Genomic DNA, 20,023 nt, shown 5'->3' on the forward strand with positions numbered 1-20,023 from the left:
GCGGAGGTGACACGTGATGCTGGACACCATGTTCTGCCTGGAGCGGTTCGCCTTGGCCGCGGGGCGCCATGCCGACCTCTCGGTCCAGGACCTCGCGCTGTCGCGCGAGCCCGCGTACGTCGCGGTGCGCAACCGGTTCTCCCTCACTCTCGCCGAGACCGTGACGTGCTCGGACGAGGGGGCGTTCATCACCTCGTGGGGTTACCGCCTCGGCCACGCCGACGACGTGGAGAGCGCGGCCGCCCGGCTCGCCTACCTCCTGGCCGCGCTGCCGACCCCGAAGACCGCCTGATCAGGCGCTCTCGTCCTCGTCGAAGGCGTCGAGGGTGAGGCCGACCTCGCGGGAGGCGGCCGTGCGGGCGTGTTCCAGCAGGCGGGCCCTGGACAGCACGTTCGGGTGCAGGGTGTAGCGGATGATCAGGCCGTCGAGCATCGCGTCGATCCGCTCGGCCGCGCCCGCCGGATCCTCGCAGGTGAAGTCACCCGACTCGGCGCCGCCGCGGATGACCTGCTCCAGCGCCTCGATCCAGACGGTCTCCAGCTCCAGCACGATCTGGCGCACCGACTCCACCCGGGGTGCGGTGTTCCAGGCGTCGATCCACAGCAGCCAGCCCTGGTCGGAGCGGGACTGCGGGATGTTGAAGCGCAGCACCCGGTCGAGCCGCCGCACTGCCGTGCCCGGCCCCGCGATCAGCTCGGCGAGGCGGGCGCGCTCGGTCTCCAGCGTCGCCCGGAGCATCGCCGTGATCAGCTCGTCCTTGGTGGCGAAGTGGTAGTGGATGAGGCCGCCGCTGACGTTGACCGACTTGGCGATGTCGGCCACCCGGGTATGGGCCATGCCGCGTTCGAGCACCACCCGCCGGGTGGCGTCGAGCAACTCGGCCCGGCGCTGGTCCGCCTGGCCGGCCCGGCTTCCCCGGACCCGATCCCCACTTTGCACCGGCAAAGCTTATCCCGCGCTCCTCCGGCGACCACCCGGCCGGGACGGTCAGTCCTCGGCGGGGAGGTCCAGAGCCGTTCCGTACAGGCGGGACACCCGGATCCTGATCACCACGCGCCGCTCCGCCACCAGTTGCCCGAGGAAGGCCGCCTCGTCCGCGGGGTCCGCGAAGCCGGGCGTCAGGGCCAGCAGTTCCCGCCCGATCGCGTCGCCGGGCGCGGTCGTCGGCTCCGACACCTTCGCCTCGCCCTCCGCGACGGCGAACGACCACACGTTCGGGCCGTTGACGTGCAGGGCGGCATGCGGATCACGCCGTAGCTGACGCACCTTGAGGCGATCGGCCGTGGTGGAGATCCGCAGGACGCGCTCCTCTGGGCTCCAGTGGTAGAGCACGGTGGACAGGTGCGGATGGCCGGTTCGCCTGACACCGGCCAGCACCCCGAACCGCTGCTCGCTCAGCAACCGCGACAGCTCTTCCTCCGAGAGAACCCGAGGTGCGGGCCCCGCAACCGGCTTCCGCTCTTCCGCGCTCATTAAAGTTCCTCCCTTGATCAGCACAACAGGAAGAACCGTAGCAGATAGTTCCGTAATAGACGATCCTGTTCGGACCTACCTTGCCCGCCGGCGCCTTCGCTCGGGGTTGAACACCCACACGCGCAGCAGCATGAACCGGACCAGCGTGGCCAGCGCGTTGGCGAAGATCACCACGGCCAGCTCGACGGCATGCGAGGCATTCGCGGGCACCAGGGCGAGACCGCCGGTGGTCAGCGACAGCCCGACGAAGAACGCGATCAACCCCTCGAACTGGTGCCGTACGGCTCCCGCCGCCCCCGTCACGCCGAAGGTGAACCGCCGGTTGGCCGCCGTGTTGGCCACGGCGGTGGTCAGCAACGCCACCGCGTTGGCCGCGAACGGCACCAGCATCGTGCGCAGCAGCGAGAACAACAGCAGGTACGACAGCGTGCTGACCACGCCCACGATCGCGAACCTGGGCAACTGCCGTCCCATGCCCTTCGGCAGTTCGGCCCGCTGCACGCGGGCGGGCACCGGGATGCGCGCCGCCCCCGACAGCGTCTTGCGGGTCACCCTGGCCAGCCCGCGCAGGTCGTCCATGGCGGTCTTCAGGATGTCGACGCGGCTGTCCGGGTCGTCCACCCAGTCGACGGGCACCTCGTGGATGCGCAGCCCGTGGCGTTCGGCCAGCAGCAGCAGCTCGGTGTCGAAGAACCACTCCTGGTCCTCGACGGCGGGCAGCAGCGCCCGGGCGATCTCGGTGCGCGCCGCCTTGAACCCGCACTGCGCGTCGGAGAAGCGCGCCCCCATGACCGAGCGGAGCAGCAGGTTGTAGGCGCGGGAGATGAACTCGCGCTTGGGCCCGCGCACCACGTTCGACGCCTTGGCCAGCCGGGTGCCGATCGCCAGGTCGCTGTGCCCCGACAGCAGCGGCGCCACCAGCGGCAGGAACGCGTCCAGATCCGTCGACAGATCGACGTCCATGTAACTGACCACGTCGGCGTCGCTGGCCGCCCACACCTGGCGCAGGGCGCGCCCCCGGCCCTTCTCGTCCAGGTGTACGGCCCGCACGCCCGGCAGCTCGGCCGCCAGCTCGGCGGCGATCGCCCAGGTGTCGTCGGTGCTGGCGTTGTCGGCGATGGTGATGCGAAAGCCGTAGGGGAGGTTTGCGGTCAGGTACGCGTGCAGGCGTCTGATGCTCGGCGGCAGCGCCCGCTGCTCGTTGTAGACCGGGACGACCACCTCGACCAGGCGGGTCGCTGTCTTCATGGGATCCACGGTCGTCCCCCGGTCTTGAACCAGGCTGATTCGCTCGGCAACGCCCGAGAGAGGCAACCAGCCGCACTGATAGACCCTGGAATTCTCACTTCGCGCGCAATTCTGCCTGATCCCGTCGAGTCTGTGGTCATTCCCGGCTCCCCGCTCCCGGAATCCCGGAATCGCGCGAAGGTCGGCTCAGGGGCTCGGTCTCGCCTTTCCGGGCAGTCGCAGGTGCGCGATCGCGCCGCCGCCCCTGGCGTTGTCCAGGGTGATCTCGCCGCCCGCCTCGGTGACCGCCTGGGCCACGATGGCCAGCCCGAGCCCCGAACCGGGCAAGCCGCGGGCGGCCGGCGAGCGCCAGAAGCGGTCGAAGACGTGCGGCAGCTCGTCCTCGGGGATGCCGGGCCCGTGGTCGCGCACGGTCAGCTCGCCGTCCCGCAGCACGACCTCGACCTGGCCGGGGCTGAACTTGGCGGCGTTGTCGAGCAGGTTGAGCACGGCGCGTTCGAGGGAGGCGGGGTTGCCTTCGACGTACCAGGGGTCCAGGCGGGCGGCCACCTCGGCGCCGCGCAGCTTGGCCCGCTGCACGGCGGCCTCGACCACGTCGTGGAAGGCCAGCTCGACGTGCGGCTCGTGGTCGGTCTCGCCGCGGGAGAGCTGCAGCAGGTCGCCGACCAGCGTGGACAGCTCCTCGAACTGGGCCTTGAGGTTGACCAGCAGCCGCGCCTTGGCGGCGGGGTCGATGGCGCGGCCGGTGTGCTCGCTGCGCAGCAGCAGGTCGATGTTGGTGCGCAGGCTGGTGAGCGGGGTGCGCAGCTCGTGGCCCGCGTCGGCGATGAGCCGGCTCTGGCGGTCGCGCGAGCCGGCGAGGGCGGCGGTCATCGCGTTGAAGGAGGCGCTCAGCCGGGCGATCTCGTCGGTGCCCTCGACGGGGATGGAGGTGTTCAGGTCCTCGGTGCGGGCGATGTGCTCGACCGCGCCGGTCAGGCGGGTCACGGGACGCAGGGCGGTACGGGAGACGAACAGGCCGGCGGTGGCCGCGCCGAGCACGCCGACGGCGGCGACGCCGGACAGCAGGAGGGCGAGCGTGCGCAGGCTGGTCTCCACCTCGCCGATCGGCCTGGCGTCCATGACGGCCGCGCCGGGGCGGATGCCGTCGATCATGATCCGGACGGGTTGGCCGTCGGCGGTGACGCCGTTGCGCCAGCGCCTGCCGCCATGGGCGGCGACATACAGGTCCACCTTGGTGATCTTGATGGCCGGGCCCAGGTAGCAGGGCGGCAGGTCGGTGTAGATGGCCTGGGTGATCGACCGCGGGCCGTACGGCTTGAGCGGCTGGGGCTCGGGTTTGCAGGCGTGCTCCAGCCCGCCGAACTGGCGGAGCTGCTCGCTGTGCGTCTTGGGCGGCTCGAAGGTCCTGTCGACCTGGTCGTACAGCTCGTCGCGGACCAGGAACCAGCAGGCGCCCGCGCTGATCGCGATGGCCAGCGCGACGGCCACGGTGACCAGCAGGGTCAGCCGCGAGCGCAGCCCGCGTCGCCTCACTGAAGCGCCCGCAGCACGTAGCCGACGCCTCTGACGGTGTGGATCAGGCGCGGCTCGCCGGCCGCCTCGGTCTTGCGGCGCAGGTACATCACGTAGACGTCCAGCGAGTTGGAGGTGGGCTCGAAGTCGAAGCCCCAGACCGAGGCGAGGATCTGCTCGCGGGTGAGCACCTGGCGCGGGTGGGTGAGCAGCAGTTCCAGCAGCAGGTACTCGGTCCTGGTCAGGTCGAGTGCCCGGCCCGCCCTGGTGACCTCCCGGGTCGCCGGGTTCATCCGCAGGTCGCCGAAGGCGAGGACGGCGGAGTCCGCGCCGCGCCCGCTCAGCGTGCCGCGCCGCAGCAGCGCCCGCACCCGGGCCAGCAACTCGTCCAGCTCGAACGGCTTGACCAGGTAGTCGTCGGCGCCCGCGTCGAGCCCGGACACCCGGTCCCCCACGGCGTCGCGCGCGGTCAGCATCAGCACGGGCACGTGGTTGCCGGAGGCGCGCAGCCTGCGGCAGGTGGTCAGCCCGTCCAGCCTGGGCATCATGACGTCGAGCAGGACCGCGTCGTACTCCGCCGCGGCGAGCGCGTCCAGCGCCGCCTGGCCGTCGGCGACGGCGACCACCCGGTACCCCTCGAACTCCAGGCTCGACTGCAGCGCCTCGCGCAGCGCGGGCTCGTCGTCGACTACCAGCAAGCGTGCCGCCTCACTCATGGTCACCTACGGTAGAGGGCGAGCATGAGAACCCGATGAATCCGCGCTGAGGCCCGGCTCAGCCGAGGACGGCCATGGCGGCGTTGTGGCCGGGGATGCCGCTGACGCCGCCGCCGCGTACCGCTCCGGCGCCGCACAGCAGGATGCGCTCGTGCTCGGTCTCGACGCCCCAGCGGCCCGCCTCGCCGTACGGCCAGCTCAGGTCGCGGTGGAAGATGTGGCCGCCGGGCAGGCCCGCGTCGTGTTCGAGGTCGGCGGGGGTCTTGACCTCGATGCACGGGGTGCCGTCGGGGGCGGCGAGCAGGCAGTCCTCGAGGGGCTCGGCGAGCACGGAGTTGATCGAGGCGAGCGTCGCCGCCAACGCCTCACTCCTCCCCTTTTCCGGATTTTTCGTGAAAAGGCGGGCGGGCATGTGCAGGCCGAACAGGGTCATCGTCTCCGCTCGGCCGCGCAGCTCGGGGCCGAGGATCGACGGGTCGGTCAGCGAGTGGCAGTACACCTCGGCGGGCGGCAGCTCCGGGATGGTCCCCCGCGCCGCCTGCTCGTAGGCACGTGCGAGTTGGTCGCGCCCCTCGTTGATGTGGAAGGTCCCGCTGAACGCCTCGCGCGCCTCGACGCGGGCGTCCTTCAGCCGGGGCAGCCTGCTCAGCACCATGTTGACCTTGAGCTGCGCCCCCTCGGGTGCCGCGGCCTCCCGGCCCATCAAGGTGTCGAGTACGGCCGGCGGCAGGTTGACCAGCACCCGCTCACCGCTGACCGCGTGCTCCCCGGCCGCGTCCCGGAAGGTCACCTCACCCGACGGATCCACGCCGACGATCTCCGCGCCGGTACGGATCTCGGCCCCCGCCTCCCGCGCGGCCGCCTCCAGCGCCCCCGACACCGCGCCCATGCCGCCCACCGGCACGTTCCACTCGCCGGTGCCGTCGCCGATGACGTGGTAGAGGAAGCACCGGTTGGCCAGTAGGTCGGTGGCCGGGTCGGCGAAGGTGCCGATCAGCGCGTCGGTGAGCACCACGCCGCGAACGGTGTCGTCGGCGAACCGCTCGTCCACCACTTCACCGATGGGCCGCTCGAACAGGTCGCGCCACGCCTCCGGGTCGCCGACGGCCTTCCTCAGCCCGGCCGCGGCGCGCAGCGGTTCGAGCATCGTCGGCGCGACCGCCTGGGCCACCCGCGCGGTCATCGCGTAGAAGTCGCGCCAGGCGGCGTAATCGGCGTCGCCGCCGGTGACGGCCCGGAAGGAGGCGGCCGTGCGGGCCTCGTCGCCGTTGTCGACCAGCAGGCCGCTCTCGCCGAGCGGCGTGTAGGAGGCGTACCGGCGGCGGCGCAGCTCCACCCGCAGCCCGAGGTCCTTCACGATCTTGGTGGGCAGCAGGCTGACCAGGTAGGAGTAGCGCGACAGGCGCGCGTCGACGCCGGGGAACGCCTGGGCGGAGATCGCCAGGCCGCCGACGTGGTCCTGTCGTTCGAGAACGAGCACCCGGCGGCCCGCGCGGGCGAGGTAGGCGGCGGCGACCAGGCCGTTGTGCCCGGCACCCGCGACGACGACGTCATATCGCATGGTGTGTCCTTCAATGTGAGTTATGCGGGACCTTACCCCCTCGCGATGGCCAGCAAGGCCGCCGCGGGACCCGCCAGCGAGCGCCCGCGCCGCCACACCGCGTGCAGCCTGCGTTCCAGGTCGATCCCGTCGAACGGCACCTCGACCAGCCGCCCGGTGGCCAGCTCCGCCTCCACCGCGTACCCGCTCAGCACGGCGGGGCCGACGGCCGCCTGCGCGGCCCCCTTCACCGCCGAGTTCGAGCCGAGCTCCAGCCGGGGACTGGCCCGGTGCAGCGCCGCGAAGGCCTGGTCCAGCGTCTCCCTGGTGCCCGACCCCCGCTCCCGCACGACCAGCGGCGTGGCCGCGAGCTCCACCCCGCGCAACGGGGTACGGCGCCGCGCCCACGGATGCCCCGGCGCCACCACCACGACCAGCCGATCGGTCCCGACGACCGCGCTGTCCAGCCCCTGCGGCACACTCGGCCCCTCAACGAAGCCCAGCTCCACGTGCGCCTTGTCGTCGCCGTTCGCCCCGGCCAGCACCACGCGGATGACCTCGGCGGAGTTCATCACGTCCAGGCCCACCTGGACGTCGGGCTCGCGGTGGTGCAGCTCGCCCAGCCAGCGGGGCAGCAGGTACTCGGCGACCGTCATGCTGGCCGCGATCCGCAGGTGGGCGGCCTCCCGTTGGCGTACCGCCTCGACGCCGCGCATGAGCACCTGGGCGGCGGCCAGCACCTGGGTGGCCCAGCCGGCGACCATCCGGCCCTCGGCGGTGAGGATCGAGCCGCGCGGGGTGCGTTCGAGCAGGGGCAGGCCGAGGCGGCGTTCGAGGTGGGCGATGCGCTTGCTGGCCGAGGGCTGGGCGATCCCGGCCATCCTGGCGGCCTGCCCGAGGCTGCCCAGGTCGCCGACGTCGACCAGCAGCTTCAGCGACTCCAGATCAGGAAGCTCACCCATAGCCACAGGCTATGACCTACCAGACAGATCACGCCTACTGCCATCTTCTTCCCGATTGCACGCTGGAAGCATGACTCTCCCACCCCCGGTCACGACCCCCGCCAGGCCCGCGATCATCCTTCTCCTGCCGGGAGTGGGCGCCGCCGCCGTGGCCGTCGTGCTGGGACTGGTGGTGAACCGCTTCCTCCCGGCGCTCAGCCCTGCGGTCGTCGCCGTGGCCGCCGGAGCGGCGCTGGCCAACCTCGGCGGGGTGCGCGACTCGCTCAGGCCCGGCCTGCGGTTCGTCTCGCGCACGGTGCTGAGGACCGCGATCGTGCTGCTGGGTCTGCAGATCGCGCTGCCGCAGGTGCTCGCCCTCGGCTGGCAGGCGCTGGCGATCGTCGCGCTGGCCACCGGCGTGACGTTCGCGCTCACCCCGCTCCTCGGCCGCCGCCTCGGCGTACCGGAGGGAACCTCCCTGCTCATCGCCACGGGCGTGTCCATCTGCGGCGCCGCCGCGATCGCCGCCATGCACGAGAGCGCGGACAGCGACGACGACGACGTGGCGAACGGGCTGAGCGTGGTCGTCCTGTACGGCAGCGCCGCGATCCTGCTCCTCCCCCTGCTGGCCTCCTGGTTCGGGCTCTCCGCGCAGCAGCTCGGCGTCTGGGCGGGCGCCTCGGTGCACGAGGTCGCCCAGGTCGCGGCGATCGGCGCGGCCTCGGGCGCGGCCGTCCTCGCCGTGGCGGTCACCGTGAAGCTGGCCAGGGTGCTCCTGCTCGCCCCGCTGGTCGCGCTGACCTCGCTGAGGAACCGGCGGACCGCCCGGCGCGCGGGCACGCCGATCATGCCGCTGTTCGTGGCCGGGTTCCTGGCGATGGCCGCGCTGCGCAGCACCGGCGTGGTGCCCGCGGCCGTCACCGATCTCATGCCGCAGCTCACCGGGATCCTGCTGGCGGCGGCCCTGTTCGGGCTGGGCACCGGGGTCGACGTGCGCGCGCTGGCCAGGAGCGGCGGGCGCGCCCTGGCCCTCGGCGGCGTGGCCACGCTGCTCATCGGCGGCCTGTCGCTGGGCGGGGTCGCGCTACTGGTTTGATCTTGGAGTGGACGTGGCGGCAATCGGCCCGTAACGTGCTCTTTTTGGAACAAAGCACTGTTTGTAGACCGTTCCACCAGGGCATTCACCCGGTCCGTCACAAGGAGCTCGAACCACCCCATGCCTAGCACCGCCGACACGATCCTGCGCCCGTCCGACGAGGTGGCCGACGCCCTGGCGAGCGGCGCCCCCGTCGTGGCTTTGGAGTCCACGATCATCTCGCACGGGCTGCCGCAGCCGCGGAACCTGGAGGTCGCGCGGGAGCTGGAGCAGATCGTCCGCAAGGCGGGAGCCGTACCGGCGACGATCGCCGTGCTGGACGGCGTGGCGCGGGTCGGTCTCAGCGAGGCGGAGCTGGTGCGGATCTCGACCGAGACGGGCCTGCGCAAGCTGGGGCAGCGTGACCTGCCCATCGCCGCGGCGGTCGGCGCCAGCGGCGCCACCACGGTGTCGGCGACGTCGTTCCTCGCGGCCAGGGCGGGCATCCGCGTCTTCGCGACCGGCGGGCTCGGCGGCGTCCACCGCGGCTGGACCGAGGACCAGGACGAGTCGGCCGACCTCGACACGCTGGCCCGGACCCGCATCACCATCGTCTGCGCGGGCGTGAAGTCGATCCTCGACGTGCCCGCCACCCTGCAGCGCCTGGAGACGCGCGGCGTGAGCGTGGCCGGGTACCGCACCGACACCTTCCCCGGCTTCTACCTGACCTCCTCGGGCCGGCCGATCGACTGGCGGATCGAGACCGCGGCCGACGCCGCCGCCGTGATGCGCGGCCAGGACGCCCTCGGCGGCCCCGAGACCGCGCTCATCGTGGCCAACCCGGTACCGCTGGACGAGCAGCTCGACCCGGAGCTGCACGACCGCGTGCTGGCCGAGGCGCTGGCCGAGGCCGCCAAGGCGGGCGTGACCGGCCAGGCCATCACCCCGTTCCTGCTGTCGTACCTGGTGCGCGGCACCGACGGCGCCTCCCTGGAGGCCAACCTCGCCGCCGTGCGCGGCAACGTGCGCCTGGCCAGTGAGATCGCCGCCGCCTGGGCCGGGAAGGCCTAACCGATGGCGGGCACGGGCTTGCTGGTCATCGGGGACGTGGTCACCGACGTGGTGGCCATCCACGGCACGCCGGTGACCTCGGGCACCGACACGGCCGCCGACATCGTGATGCGGCCGGGCGGCTCCGGGGCGAACACCGCCGCCTGGGCCGCCCACCTGGGCGCCGACACCCGGCTGCTGGCCAGGGCCGGCTACGACAGCAGCGAGTGGCACGCCGGTGAGCTGGTCAAGACCGGCGTGCGCCCGCACCTGCGGGTCGACCCCGACCACCCGACGGCGATCGTCATCGCGATGGTCGACGTGACCGGCGAACGCTCCATGCTGACCAACCGCGGCGCGGGCGGCCACATCTCGGTCGCCGACTGGTCCGACGACCTGCTCGACGGGGTACGCCACCTGCACCTGTCCGGCTACCTGCTGTTCGCCGAGCCGGGCCTGCGCCTGGCCAGGCTGGCGATGGCCGAGGCCACCGGGCGCGGCGTGTCGATCAGCGTGGACCCGGCCTCGACCGGCCCTCTCGGCCAGTTCGGCGTCGAGCGCTTCATGCGTGAGACGACCGCCGCCGACCTGATCATCCCCAACCGGGACGAGGCCCTGCTGCTGACCGGCGCGGCCACCCCCGAACGCGCCGCCGAACTGCTCGGCGACCGGTACGGCACGGCGGTGGTGAAGCTCGGCGCGGCGGGCGCGCTGCTGGCCAGGCACGGCGCGGTGGTCGCCGCCCACCCCGGAGAACGGGCCGCGCCCATCGACTCCACAGGGGCCGGAGACGCCTTCGCTGCCGGTTTCCTGGCGGCCACGCTGGCGGGCGCGGACGACGCCGCAGCGCTGAAGGCGGGTTGCGACGCGGGAGCCGCCGCGGTGTCCCTCGTGGGCGGCCGGCCACGATACGGTTTGGGGTCCAACCGTCTTTACCCTATTCACACTGATTGATAGCTTGCGGCGTAGGCTGCACCAATAGCCACACGCGTCACGTTGGGGAGGATACGGTCCGCCGATGGAAGTCGAGTCGTCGATCTGCCTGAGCGACCTGGTCCCTGCCCTGCGATGGAGCCGTCCGCAGCAGGTAGCCGAAGTCCTGGCCGATCCGCGACTGCCCGCCGGCTGGTGGGGATCGGTGGCCGTGTCCCGCGCTCTCGGCACGACCGGTGTCGACTGGGTGTGCGAGCGGCTGGCCCGGCTGGCCGCCTCCCGATGGGAGCATCTGCCGCTCGCCGACCTGCTGCCCGCGCTGCACGTGCACCAGGTGGATCCGGCGCTGCCGGGCTGGCCTGAACCGGCCCGGACGGTGATCACCGGACTGGGCGGGTGGCGAACGCTGCGCCGGCTCAGCCCCGGCGACCTGACCACCCCCTCGGCGACCGAGGCGGTGGTCAGCTCCGTCTTCAGGGAAGTCCTCGGCCGGATCCCCACCGAGGTCCCGGACGCCGACCGCGGCGTCCAGGCCGGTGCCGCCCCGCCTCCGGCGCAGAGCGGGCAGTTCCCGCAGCAGGGGGCCGCCGTGCCGCAGGCGCCCGCTCCGCTGCCGCAGCGCCCGGTCGCCGCACCCGGCGCGCAGCCGCCCTCCGGGGCGCAACCGGCCCCTGGCGGGACGCCGCCGCTCCCGCAACGTCCGGCCGCCGCGGCCGCCCAGGCTCCCGGCCAGCCCTTCGGCGCGTTCCCGAACCAGCCCGGCCCTGGCTGGGGCCAGCCGACGGCGACCCAGCCCTCCGCCCCCGGCCAGACTCCCCCGGCGGGCCAGCCCCCCTTCCCCGGACACGCTCCTGTGCCGGGCCAGCCGCCCGTATCCGGGCAGTCGCCCGTCTCGGGGCAGATGCCCGCCGTGCAGCAGGGGCAGGAACCGATCGGCGCGCCGCCGGTCGCGCCTTCGACGGTCGTCTCGCCCATCGGGGAAAGCGCCGCCGACGACGACTACCCCATGGTCAGGGTCGTGGACGGCCTGTTCCGCGGGTTCGACCGGCTGGAGCTCGCGGTCGCCGTCAACCGGCTGTTCGCCGCCGACCCGGTCAGCCTGCGCACCCTGGCGCACAAGCTGCTGGTCGACCGGGACGCGCTCTCCCAGGCCCAGCGCACCGCCGAGGAGCGGGTGCTGCACTGGCTGCGCTCGTCGGAGTCCGCCCCGGTCACCGGGCACATGTTCCGGCTGACCGAGTGGCTCGGCGCCGCCGCCACCGAGGAGCAGCTCATCGGCGCCGACCCGGCGCACCCGATCGTGGTGCCGTCGCTGCGCACCCCGCTGTGGCGGGTGCTCGTCACGCTCATGCCCGACCGGCGGCTGCAGGACGGCTGGCTGGTGGTCGGCGACCTCGGCGGGCTGCAGATGCGGACCAGGCAGTTGCTGGCCGCCAACCCCGCCGACGCCGACGTCGAGGAACTGCTCGCCGAGCTGGGCATCAGGAGGCACTCGGCCAAGGCGTGGCTGGGCGCGCTGCCCAGTGACGCCGCGCTGGCGGCGGCCCAGGCGGCGCCGGCCGTACAGCAGCCGCTGCCGAGGCGGACGCCCGGGGCGAACGGGCACCATCACCGGGGCGGGCAGCCCGTGCCGTCGGCGCCCTCGGGGCAGATCGATCCGAGCGCGGCGCTCGCGACGCTGTCGGCGCTGTCGGGCGGGCGGTCGTCGCTGCTGCCGGGCACGCTGGCCGGGGCGCCCGCGACGCCGCCGCCCCCGCCGCCGAGCCCCACCTCCGACCCGCGCCGCTGGCAGCGCATCGAGGTGACGCCCGACCACCTGCGCGGCGGTCCCGTGGCGGTGCCGGAGGGCTACGCGGCGCAGCTCGGCATGCGTCCCGGCACGCTGCTGTCGGTCACCGGCCCCGGGGACAACGCGGTCGTGCTGGTCTGGCGCGACCACCAGCCGGTCTTCGACTCGCTGCAGCCGGTCCTCATGCGCCTGAACGCCCGGCCGGGTGACCAGGTGTACGTCACGGTCGACGGCTACCGCCTGGACGCCCAGCTCACGAGCTGAACAGCCGCAGGCGGCGGGCGGTGGCGGCGGCCTCGCCCCGGGAGGCCGCGCCGAGCTTGCCGAGGATGTTGGAGACGTGCACGCTGACCGTCTTCACCGAGATGAACAGCTCACCGGCGATCTCCCGGTTGCTGCGCCCCGCGGCCACCAGCTCCAGCACCTCGTACTCGCGCGCGGTCAGCCCGGCCCCCTGCGGCGCGGGCCCGTCGTCGACGACGATCCTGGCCCGCCTGGCCAGCGAGTCGATCTCGGCCACCAGCGGCTCCGCCCGCAGCTTCTCGGCCAGCTCCCGCGCCCTGGCCAGGCGTTCCCCCGCCGCCTGCCTGCCCCCGTCGGCCACCGCGGCCGTCGCCGCCGCCAGCAGGGCTTTCGCCTCCGCGTACGGCTGGCGCAGCGCCGCCCACGCGGCGGCCGCCGCGTCCCACGCCTCCAGGCCGGGGCCGGTCGCCGCGGTGAAGGTGAGGTGGTGCGCCCGCTGCAGGTCGCCCTGGACGGCGAGGTGGCCCGCGATCGCCCGCAGGTCGCCGAGCAGCGGCCCGGCCACCGGCACGGCCGCCACCAGCAGCGGCCACGCGTAGCGCGGACTGGGCATCAGGTCGCGCTCGCGCAGCGCCTTGGCGACGACCGCATACGCCTCCTCCGCCTGCCCTCGGGCGAGCGCCAGCCTGATCTCCCTGCACAGGTTGGGCAGCACGGTCTGGTCGCGGTAGACGCCGCGGGCGAGCAGCGAGCGCCCCGACGCGTACAGCCTCCCGGCCAGCTTGAGGTCCCCGCGGGCGAGCGCAATGTCGGCGGCGAAGGCCATCAGGCTCGCCCGGTACGGCGGGGGCGGCGCCAGGTCGAGGGCGTGTTCGACGACCTCCAGCGCCTCGTCCCAGCGGCCGAGCGAGACCAGCGGCTCGGCCAGGTTCATCGCCAGGAACGCGCCGGAGGTGCGGGCCACGCCGTACTCGTCGGCCTCGGCGATGCCCCGGCGGGCGACCTCGGCCGCCCGCTCGTGCAGGCCCGCGCCTTCGAGGGTGTCGGACTCGGAGATGGCCGCCCGCATCGTCGCGCTGTACGTGCCGCCCCGCCCGGCGATCCGTCTGGCCTCGGCGAACGCCTCGACCTGGACGTCGAGCTCGGAGTAGCCGCACCTGGCCCAGGCGAGCGTGACGAACGCCTGCGCTTCGGTCTCCCGGTCGCCGACCTCGTGGGCGATGCGCCTGGCCTCCTCGGCGAGCGCCTCCTTCTCCGCCCAGAGCTCCGGCGTGTGCAGCACGCGGGCCAGGTTCTCCAGCACCTGGGCGCGCAGGGAGGTCGGCGGCTCGGCGGGCACCAGTCCGACGGCGGTCCTGAGGTCTTCGAGGTAGCCGTCGCGGCCGAGGTCGTACCTGACCATGCCGCGATGCCGCAGCAGGCGGGCGGCGCGGATCGGGTCGGCCTCGACGTCGATCTCGGCGAGCGCGGCCTTGGCCAGCGCGATGCCGCGCTCGAACTCGCCGCACAGGTGGGCCACGGTGACGGCCTGGCGCAGCACGCCGACGTGGTCGGTGTCGATGCGCTCGGCCGCGTCGGGCACCTTCTCCCACAGTTCGAGCACTCTGCCCAGCATCCGGAGCTGCTCGCCGTACGCGGTGGACTTCCGGGCCTCGGCGGCCGCCCGCCAGGCGCTGACCAGGGCCCAGGTGGCGTCGTGCGCGGCGTGCCAGTGGTGGGCCAGCTCGATCGCGCCGCGCGGCGCGGGCAGCAGGCCCGGATCGTCCTCCAGCGCCTCGGCGAAGCGGGTGTGCAGCCGGGTGCGCTCCCCCGGCAGCAGGTCGTCGTGTACGGCTTCGCGGATCAGGGCGTGCCTGAAGGAGTAGCCCTCCCCGTCGACGACCAGCACGTTGCCCGCCACGGCGGGGCGCAGCGCCTGGTCGAGGTCGCCGTCGCGGAGCCCGGCCACGGCGGCGAGCAGGGCGTGCTCGATCCTGGCGCCGCCCGCGCTGGCCACCCTGAGCAGTTCCTGGGTCCGCTCCGGCAGCCGTTCGACGCTGGCCAGCAGCAGGTCGCGCAGCGACTCGGGCAGGCCGTCCCGCCCGCCGCCGTCCAGCAGCGCCTCGACGAACAGCGGGTTGCCCTCGCTGCGCTCGTAGACGGTGTCGAGGTCGACGCTGAGCGGCTCGCGGTCGAGGATGCCGGTCGCCTGCTCGACCACCTCCCTGCGGGTGAGCCTGCGCACCTCGACGCGGGTGACCCGGTCGACGCGGGCCAGCTCGGCCAGCAGCGGCCGGAGCGGGTGGGTGCGATGCATCTCGTCGGCGCGGTAGGTGACGACCATCATCAGGCGCGCGTCGGGGCGCTGGTAGCGGACCAGGAAGGACAGCAGGTCACGGGTGGCGCTGTCGGCCCAGTGGGCGTCCTCGACGACCAGGACCAGTGGCGCGTCCTCGGCCAGCCGTTCCAGCAGGCCGAGGACCTGCTCGAACAGCCTGGCCCGGGCCTCGGCGCCGTCGGAGTCGGGCTCGCCGAACTCCGGCAGCAGCCTGGCCAGCGCGCGCGTGCTGCGGCCCGGCAGCAGCGCGGCGACGCCCTCGTGGCCCAGGTCGCGGGCGAGCGTGCGCAGGACCGCGGTGAAGGGGGCGAAGGGCAGGCCGTCGGTGCCGAGTTCCAGGCAGCCGCCGACGAGCACCCGGGCACCGTCCGCCCTGGCGGCGAACTCGCGGATCAGCCTGGTCTTGCCGACCCCCGCCTCGCCGCCGACCAGCACGGTGGACGACGCGCCCGTGCGCGCCTGGGCGAGCGCGGTTTCGAGGGAGGCGAGCTCGTCGGTCCGGCCCACGAACAGCGGGCTCACCAGGTGGGTACGCACGGTCCAAGGATGCCAGCCGGGGACGACAAATCAGTTACTCGAGCACCTTGCGGTAGAAATTGGCCGATTCTTCGTACCCGAGGGCGTGGTAGAACTCCGGCGCCCTCCTGGTGGCGAGCGCGACGTAACGGGCCTCTCGGCCGCGCGCCCACCGCTCGCACTCCTCCAGCAGCGCCCTGCCGATGCCCTGCCTGCGGAACCCGGTCTTGACCATGGCCTCCTCGACCCACGCGACCGGGCCGTTGGCGAACAGCGTCAGGTGGACGAACCCCAGGAGGTAGCCGTGCACGCGCCCGTCGGCGACCGCGGTGAGCAACAGGGCGTCGTCGTTCCGCAGCAGCCGCGGGAAGGCCTCGTCGAAGGCGACCCGCTCCGGCCTGAAGGTCATCCCGAACTCGAGGGCCAGCGCGAAGATCTCATCCGCGTCGGCCTTGTCCGCCTTCCTGATGAGCAGGTCGTCAGTGGTCATGACCTGGACCATAAGACGATTCTCCCACCACCGTCCAATCGGCCGGCTACTGGGCCAGCGCCGCCACGACCTCCTCGGCGACCTCCTCGGCGCCCTTCATGAGCACGTCCTCGGCGACCGGCCGGGTGTCGTCGCCCTCGGCCAGGATCTCCCGGCCCTTGTTGTCGGTGCCCCGGTAGCGGAGGTCGACCGTCGTGTTCCCCATGATGAGGAAGAGCCAGACGTTGGTGGTGCCCTTCAGGTTCGAGGTGTACATGGCGTGCGCCTCGTCGCCGATCCCGGTGAAATCCTTCACCTGGCCGTAGGTGCTCAGGTACTTCAGGCCGGGATTCTCCTGCTTGGTGCCGCCCATGTCCTTCATCGAGCCGTAGGAGAAGTCGTAGGAGTCCCTGGCCTCGGCGACGTTCGGGAAGACGTTCACCTTGACGCCGATCGACCTCTGCTCGTTGTAGCCGTTCTTCATGTGGTAGCCCTGCTGGCGCCATTCGCAGTCCTTGCGGAGCGCGCCGTACCCGTCCTTGGCGACGCCGGGCTCGGAGGCGCCGCCGGGCACCAGGCGCTTGACGAGCGCCTCCGACAGCAGGTCGCACACCTCGGGCACCGAGGTCAGCGGCACGAACGTGGAGGAGGGGCCCGGGGTGGCCGTCTCCTCGGGCCGCTCGGTCGGTGCCGGCTCCGTGGGTTCCTGGGCCGGGGGCTTGTCCGAGGTGGGGAGGTCGTAGGTGGGCAGGGCGACCGGGGGTGACGCGGGCGGTCCGCCGAGGTTCCGCACCGCGATGAGCCCCCCGCCGAGCAGCAGGACCGTCGCCGTGCCGGCCATGATCGCCATGGCCCAGCCGGGCGGCTTCGAGGAGGTGGGCGCCTGTCCGCCCCGGTCGGGCCAGTACGACGAAGGGGGCACCGGCGGGGCGCTATGCGGATGGGTCACGGCTTCTCCGGCGGATCATTGGCGAAGATCACTAAACACACGTCAAGGTGAAAAATCTAGCGAATGATGGACAACAACACTATTGTTCCGTTCGTGCCTGGACCGGGGGATTCCACAATCGCAGGCCGTTATCGGGTGCTGCGCGCGCTCGGCCAAGGGGGCATGGGGACCGTCTGGCTCGCTCACGACGAGCTGCTCCAGCGGGAAGTCGCCATCAAGGAAGTACAGCTTCCGCCCTCCCTCACGCAGGCCGAGCGGGCGGAAGCCTGCCAGCGGACCATGCGCGAGGCGATGGCCGCCGCGCAGCTCCGCCACCCCGGCATCCTCAAGGTCCACGACGTGCTGCAGGTGAACGGCCTGCCGTGGATCGTGATGGAGTTACTGCGCGGCCGCGACCTCAAGGACGCCGTCGCCCAGGACGGCCCGTGGCCGCCCGAGCGGACGGCGGAGCTCGGCCTGCGCGTCCTCGACGCGCTCAGCGCCGCCCACGCCCAGGGCATCCAGCACCGTGACGTGAAGCCGGCCAACGTGTTCCTCACCGACGACGGCCGCGTCGTGCTCACCGACTTCGGCATCGCCCGGCTGGAGGACCAGGCCACGATCACCGAGTCGGGGCTGCTCATCGGCTCGCCCGGGTTCATCGCGCCCGAGCGGCTGCGCGGCGAGCGCGGCGGCCCCGAGTCGGACCTGTGGTCGCTGGCCGCGACCCTGTACGCCACGGTCGAGGGGACGGCGCCGTACGTGGGCACCTCCCCCATGGCGGTGCTGCGCGACGCGCTGACCCTGCCGCCTCGGCCGCCGCAGCGGGCGGGGCATCTGGGGCCGGTGCTGATGGCGATGCTGGCGCGGGAGCCGTACCAGAGACCTGGCGCGCAGGCGGCGGCGCAGCTCCTTCAGCGGGTCGCGCGGGGAGAGGCGGCGCTGGCGCCCGTTCCGGCAAAGTCCGGAGGCGGGAAGGTGGCGCTGCTGGCCGCGGGCGGGCTGGCCGCCCTGCTGGCCGTGGTGGGCGGCGTCGTGTGGCTGCAGTCCCGCTCTCCGTCCGTGCCTCCGCAGACGGCGCCACGGTCCACGGCGGTCGTCACCCCCAGCGCCACCCCGTCGGCCACGCCCACGCCCTCCCCCGCGGAGAGCGCCCGGTTCACCTCGCCGGTGGACTTCTGCGCGACGCTGACGGCCAGGCAGCTCAAGACCCTGGTGCCCAAGGCCGCCCCCGCCGGGAAACCCACCGACAACGGCTGCTCCTGGACGGCCCAGGGCAACGGTCTGTCGGTGGTCCCCAAACGCGTCGACGACGACGACCCGTGGAACGCGGGTGTCGAGGCGGCCCTGGAGGAGTTCGCCAACAAGCTCAACGCCAACGGCTCCGAGACGAAGATCACCTGGCAGTGGTCGGACATCGGCATGACGAAGAGGATCACCCAGAGGCGGCCTCCCGCGACCGAGCTGAGCGGGGTGGGCGACGAGGCGTTCCGCTACGAGTACCTCAACTCCGACGGGCGGATCGAGTACGCCTCCGTGGTCTTCAGGCTCAGCAACATGGTCGTCGGCGTCGACTACGTCAACGTCGCCATGATCGGCGACAACGCCAGGATCCGTGACACGGTGCGCGACGCGGCGCGCCAGATCGCCGAAGCGATGAACCGCCAGGAGTGAAGGCAATGAACCAACCACGGCTCGTGGGCGGCCGTTACCAGTTGCTCGGCCAGCTCGGCCGGGGCGGCATGGGCGTCGTCTGGCACGCGCGCGACACCACGATCGGCCGCGAGGTCGCGATCAAGGAGGTGTTCCTCCCGCCGAACCTGTCCGAGGCCCACCGCGCCGCCCTGCGCGAGCGCACCCTGCACGAGGCCCGTACGGCGGCGCGGATCAGGCACCCCGCGGTCGTCGCCGTCCACGACGTGATCGAGGACGGCGGCGAGGCGTGGATCGTGATGGAGCTGGTCCGCGGCCGCTCCCTCGACCAGATCATCAGGTCCGGCGGGCCCATGTCGCCCCCGTGGGCCGCCTCCGTGGGGCTGTTCGTACTGTCCGCGCTGGACACCGCCCACGCCCAGGGGCTGCTGCACCGCGACGTCAAGCCGGGCAACGTGCTGATCGCCGACGACGGCCGCGTCCTGCTGTCCGACTTCGGCATCGCCACCCAGGCGGGCGGCGCCACGCCCGGCGCGCCCGTGGGCACGCCCGGGTACACCGCGCCCGAATGCCTCACCGAGGAGCCGGGCCGGGCCGCCGGGCCCGCGTCCGACCTGTGGTCGCTCGGCGCGACGATCTACACCGCGGTCGAGGGCGTGCCGCCGTTCCAGCGCAACTCCGCCATGGCCGTGCTCGGCGCGGTGATGACCGAGCCCGCCAGGCCGCCGCAGCGGGCGGGCGCGCTCGGCCCGGTCCTGATGGCGCTGCTGGCCAAGGACCCGTTCCAGCGCCCGGACGCGCTCGCCCTCCGGCACAGCCTGCAGCAGGTCACCGGTAACCCTCCGGCGACGATCGCGACGCCGAGACCCGGCTGGGTGGTGCCGCGGATGGCCGCCGTCGGCTCGGCGGCCGGTGTGGTGGTGGCGTTCCTGGTCGCCGTGACGCTTGCCCTGGTGCTGACCCCGGCCTCGGCCGCCGAGCCGGTCGCGGCCACCACCGCGCCGCCGTCGGCCCCCGCCACGAAACCGGCCGGCACCCCCTCCCCGGCTTCCTCCCCCAGCGCGACTCCGATCCCCTCCCCCGCCGAGTCCCTGCCGCCGGGCAAGTTCTCCACCCTGCCCCGCCCCTGCCAACTCCTCACCCGCCAGCAGGCCACCGAGCTGATCGGCAGGTACCTGACCTCCTCCACCGAGCCGGCGACCAAGTGCGCCTGGGGCCCCGCCGACAACACCCTGCCCGCCAGCCGGCAGCTCGCCCTGTACTTCAGGTTCTACATGTACGAACCGCAGGGCGACGGCTCCGAGACGACCCTGGCCAAGGACCACGTGCTCGGCGCCAAGGCCAAGGCCGACGGCGAGGCGGGCAGGTCCGGCAGCGCGGAACGGCACGGCGAGGTCTTCGACATCTCCGGCGCGGGTGACCTGGCCGCCGGCTGGGAGGTGGAGAAGAGCAACTTCCAGGGCAAGCGCTCCACCGAGGTGCACGTGGTCTTCAGCGTCAGCAACGTCGTCGGGGAGATCCGCTTCACCCGGGACGTGGCCAAGGACGCCAAGCTGCGGGAGAAGGCCATCCAGTCGGCGAAGTGGCTCGCCGAGAACCTGAACCAAAAGGGCTGA

17 protein-coding genes are annotated in these 20,023 nt (G+C 73.0%); 7 read left to right on the top strand and 10 right to left on the bottom strand.

What is annotated here, in order from left to right:
- Positions 1 to 16: 16 nt before the first annotated feature.
- Complete coding sequence (locus tag ABZ911_RS09255; protein WP_358053672.1) at positions 17 to 292, top strand: hypothetical protein; 276 nt, start codon at positions 17 to 19, stop codon at positions 290 to 292.
- Here the strand turns inward: ABZ911_RS09255 and ABZ911_RS09260 are convergent, their stop codons facing one another.
- From ABZ911_RS09260 to ABZ911_RS09290, 7 genes are all read right to left on the bottom strand, one after another.
- Positions 293 to 940, bottom strand: coding sequence for a TetR/AcrR family transcriptional regulator (locus ABZ911_RS09260; RefSeq protein WP_358053674.1), 648 nt, complete (start codon positions 938 to 940; stop codon positions 293 to 295). It abuts the gene before it with no gap.
- A gap of 48 nt (positions 941 to 988) precedes the next feature.
- A complete protein-coding gene (locus tag ABZ911_RS09265) occupies positions 989 to 1,474 on the bottom strand; it encodes a TIGR03618 family F420-dependent PPOX class oxidoreductase (protein WP_358053676.1) in 486 nt (161 codons plus the stop codon).
- A 75-nt stretch (positions 1,475 to 1,549) separates the two neighbouring features.
- On the bottom strand, positions 1,550 to 2,722 hold the full coding sequence (locus ABZ911_RS09270) for a glycosyltransferase (protein ID WP_358053678.1): 1,173 nt from the start codon (positions 2,720 to 2,722) through the stop codon (positions 1,550 to 1,552).
- 186 nt (positions 2,723 to 2,908) lie between these two features.
- Positions 2,909 to 4,258, bottom strand: a complete 1,350-nt coding sequence (locus ABZ911_RS09275; RefSeq protein WP_358053680.1) for an ATP-binding protein — start codon at positions 4,256 to 4,258, stop codon at positions 2,909 to 2,911.
- Positions 4,255 to 4,953, bottom strand: coding sequence for a response regulator transcription factor (locus ABZ911_RS09280; protein ID WP_358053682.1), 699 nt, complete (start codon positions 4,951 to 4,953; stop codon positions 4,255 to 4,257). The genes ABZ911_RS09275 and ABZ911_RS09280 overlap by 4 nt, the downstream gene beginning before the upstream one ends.
- 58 nt (positions 4,954 to 5,011) lie before the next feature.
- Positions 5,012 to 6,514, bottom strand: a complete 1,503-nt coding sequence (locus ABZ911_RS09285; RefSeq protein ID WP_358053684.1) for an NAD(P)/FAD-dependent oxidoreductase — start codon at positions 6,512 to 6,514, stop codon at positions 5,012 to 5,014.
- A gap of 32 nt (positions 6,515 to 6,546) precedes the next feature.
- Positions 6,547 to 7,455, bottom strand: a complete 909-nt coding sequence (locus ABZ911_RS09290; RefSeq protein WP_358053686.1) for a LysR family transcriptional regulator — start codon at positions 7,453 to 7,455, stop codon at positions 6,547 to 6,549.
- A gap of 70 nt (positions 7,456 to 7,525) precedes the next feature.
- Here ABZ911_RS09290 and ABZ911_RS09295 point away from each other — a divergent pair, with 70 nt between their 5' ends.
- From ABZ911_RS09295 to ABZ911_RS09310, 4 genes are all read left to right on the top strand, one after another.
- On the top strand, positions 7,526 to 8,530 hold the full coding sequence (locus ABZ911_RS09295; protein WP_358053689.1) for a putative sulfate exporter family transporter: 1,005 nt from the start codon (positions 7,526 to 7,528) through the stop codon (positions 8,528 to 8,530).
- Between the two features lie 120 nt (positions 8,531 to 8,650).
- Complete coding sequence (locus tag ABZ911_RS09300) at positions 8,651 to 9,580, top strand: pseudouridine-5'-phosphate glycosidase (protein ID WP_358053691.1); 930 nt, start codon at positions 8,651 to 8,653, stop codon at positions 9,578 to 9,580.
- Between the two features lie 3 nt (positions 9,581 to 9,583).
- Positions 9,584 to 10,513 (top strand): PfkB family carbohydrate kinase, encoded by a 930-nt coding sequence (locus ABZ911_RS09305; protein ID WP_358053692.1) that lies wholly within the window; start codon positions 9,584 to 9,586, stop codon positions 10,511 to 10,513.
- A 64-nt stretch (positions 10,514 to 10,577) separates the two neighbouring features.
- The gene (locus ABZ911_RS09310; RefSeq protein ID WP_358053695.1) at positions 10,578 to 12,545 is read left to right on the top strand and encodes a hypothetical protein; all 1,968 of its coding nucleotides are present in this window, start codon (positions 10,578 to 10,580) and stop codon (positions 12,543 to 12,545) included.
- Here ABZ911_RS09310 and ABZ911_RS09315 read toward each other — a convergent pair.
- From ABZ911_RS09315 to ABZ911_RS09325, 3 genes are read right to left on the bottom strand one after another with little or no spacing between them, the layout of a single operon-like run.
- Positions 12,535 to 15,378: an AAA family ATPase gene (locus ABZ911_RS09315; RefSeq protein ID WP_358053697.1), complete on the bottom strand. Its 2,844-nt coding sequence runs from the start codon at positions 15,376 to 15,378 to the stop codon at positions 12,535 to 12,537. The two genes, ABZ911_RS09310 and ABZ911_RS09315, sit on opposite strands and share 11 nt — an antisense overlap.
- A 34-nt stretch (positions 15,379 to 15,412) precedes the next feature.
- Positions 15,413 to 15,847, bottom strand: a complete 435-nt coding sequence (locus ABZ911_RS09320; protein WP_358053699.1) for a GNAT family N-acetyltransferase — start codon at positions 15,845 to 15,847, stop codon at positions 15,413 to 15,415.
- Between the two features lie 46 nt (positions 15,848 to 15,893).
- Positions 15,894 to 16,775, bottom strand: a complete 882-nt coding sequence (locus ABZ911_RS09325; protein ID WP_358053701.1) for a hypothetical protein — start codon at positions 16,773 to 16,775, stop codon at positions 15,894 to 15,896.
- A gap of 66 nt (positions 16,776 to 16,841) precedes the next feature.
- On the opposite strand from ABZ911_RS09325, the gene ABZ911_RS09330 reads away from it, so the two are divergent.
- Positions 16,842 to 18,428, top strand: coding sequence for a protein kinase (locus ABZ911_RS09330; protein WP_358054023.1), 1,587 nt, complete (start codon positions 16,842 to 16,844; stop codon positions 18,426 to 18,428).
- A gap of 5 nt (positions 18,429 to 18,433) precedes the next feature.
- On the top strand, positions 18,434 to 20,023 hold the full coding sequence (locus ABZ911_RS09335; RefSeq protein ID WP_358053704.1) for a protein kinase: 1,590 nt from the start codon (positions 18,434 to 18,436) through the stop codon (positions 20,021 to 20,023).

The sequence above is a fragment of the Nonomuraea sp. NPDC046570 genome, assembly GCF_040645915.1.
Taxonomy (GTDB): domain Bacteria; phylum Actinomycetota; class Actinomycetes; order Streptosporangiales; family Streptosporangiaceae; genus Nonomuraea.

Coding starts and splice junctions, on each gene's coding strand:
- ABZ911_RS09330 (WP_358054023.1), top strand. CDS start 16,842: ATGGACAACAACACTATTGTTCCGTTCGTGCCTGGACCGGGGGATTCC.
- ABZ911_RS09335 (WP_358053704.1), top strand. CDS start 18,434: ATGAACCAACCACGGCTCGTGGGCGGCCGTTACCAGTTGCTCGGCCAG.
- ABZ911_RS09295 (WP_358053689.1), top strand. CDS start 7,526: ATGACTCTCCCACCCCCGGTCACGACCCCCGCCAGGCCCGCGATCATC.
- ABZ911_RS09265 (WP_358053676.1), bottom strand. CDS start 1,474: ATGAGCGCGGAAGAGCGGAAGCCGGTTGCGGGGCCCGCACCTCGGGTT.
- ABZ911_RS09300 (WP_358053691.1), top strand. CDS start 8,651: ATGCCTAGCACCGCCGACACGATCCTGCGCCCGTCCGACGAGGTGGCC.
- ABZ911_RS09280 (WP_358053682.1), bottom strand. CDS start 4,953: ATGAGTGAGGCGGCACGCTTGCTGGTAGTCGACGACGAGCCCGCGCTG.
- ABZ911_RS09270 (WP_358053678.1), bottom strand. CDS start 2,722: ATGAAGACAGCGACCCGCCTGGTCGAGGTGGTCGTCCCGGTCTACAAC.
- ABZ911_RS09305 (WP_358053692.1), top strand. CDS start 9,584: ATGGCGGGCACGGGCTTGCTGGTCATCGGGGACGTGGTCACCGACGTG.
- ABZ911_RS09255 (WP_358053672.1), top strand. CDS start 17: ATGCTGGACACCATGTTCTGCCTGGAGCGGTTCGCCTTGGCCGCGGGG.
- ABZ911_RS09310 (WP_358053695.1), top strand. CDS start 10,578: ATGGAAGTCGAGTCGTCGATCTGCCTGAGCGACCTGGTCCCTGCCCTG.
- ABZ911_RS09320 (WP_358053699.1), bottom strand. CDS start 15,847: ATGACCACTGACGACCTGCTCATCAGGAAGGCGGACAAGGCCGACGCG.
- ABZ911_RS09285 (WP_358053684.1), bottom strand. CDS start 6,514: ATGCGATATGACGTCGTCGTCGCGGGTGCCGGGCACAACGGCCTGGTC.
- ABZ911_RS09290 (WP_358053686.1), bottom strand. CDS start 7,455: ATGGGTGAGCTTCCTGATCTGGAGTCGCTGAAGCTGCTGGTCGACGTC.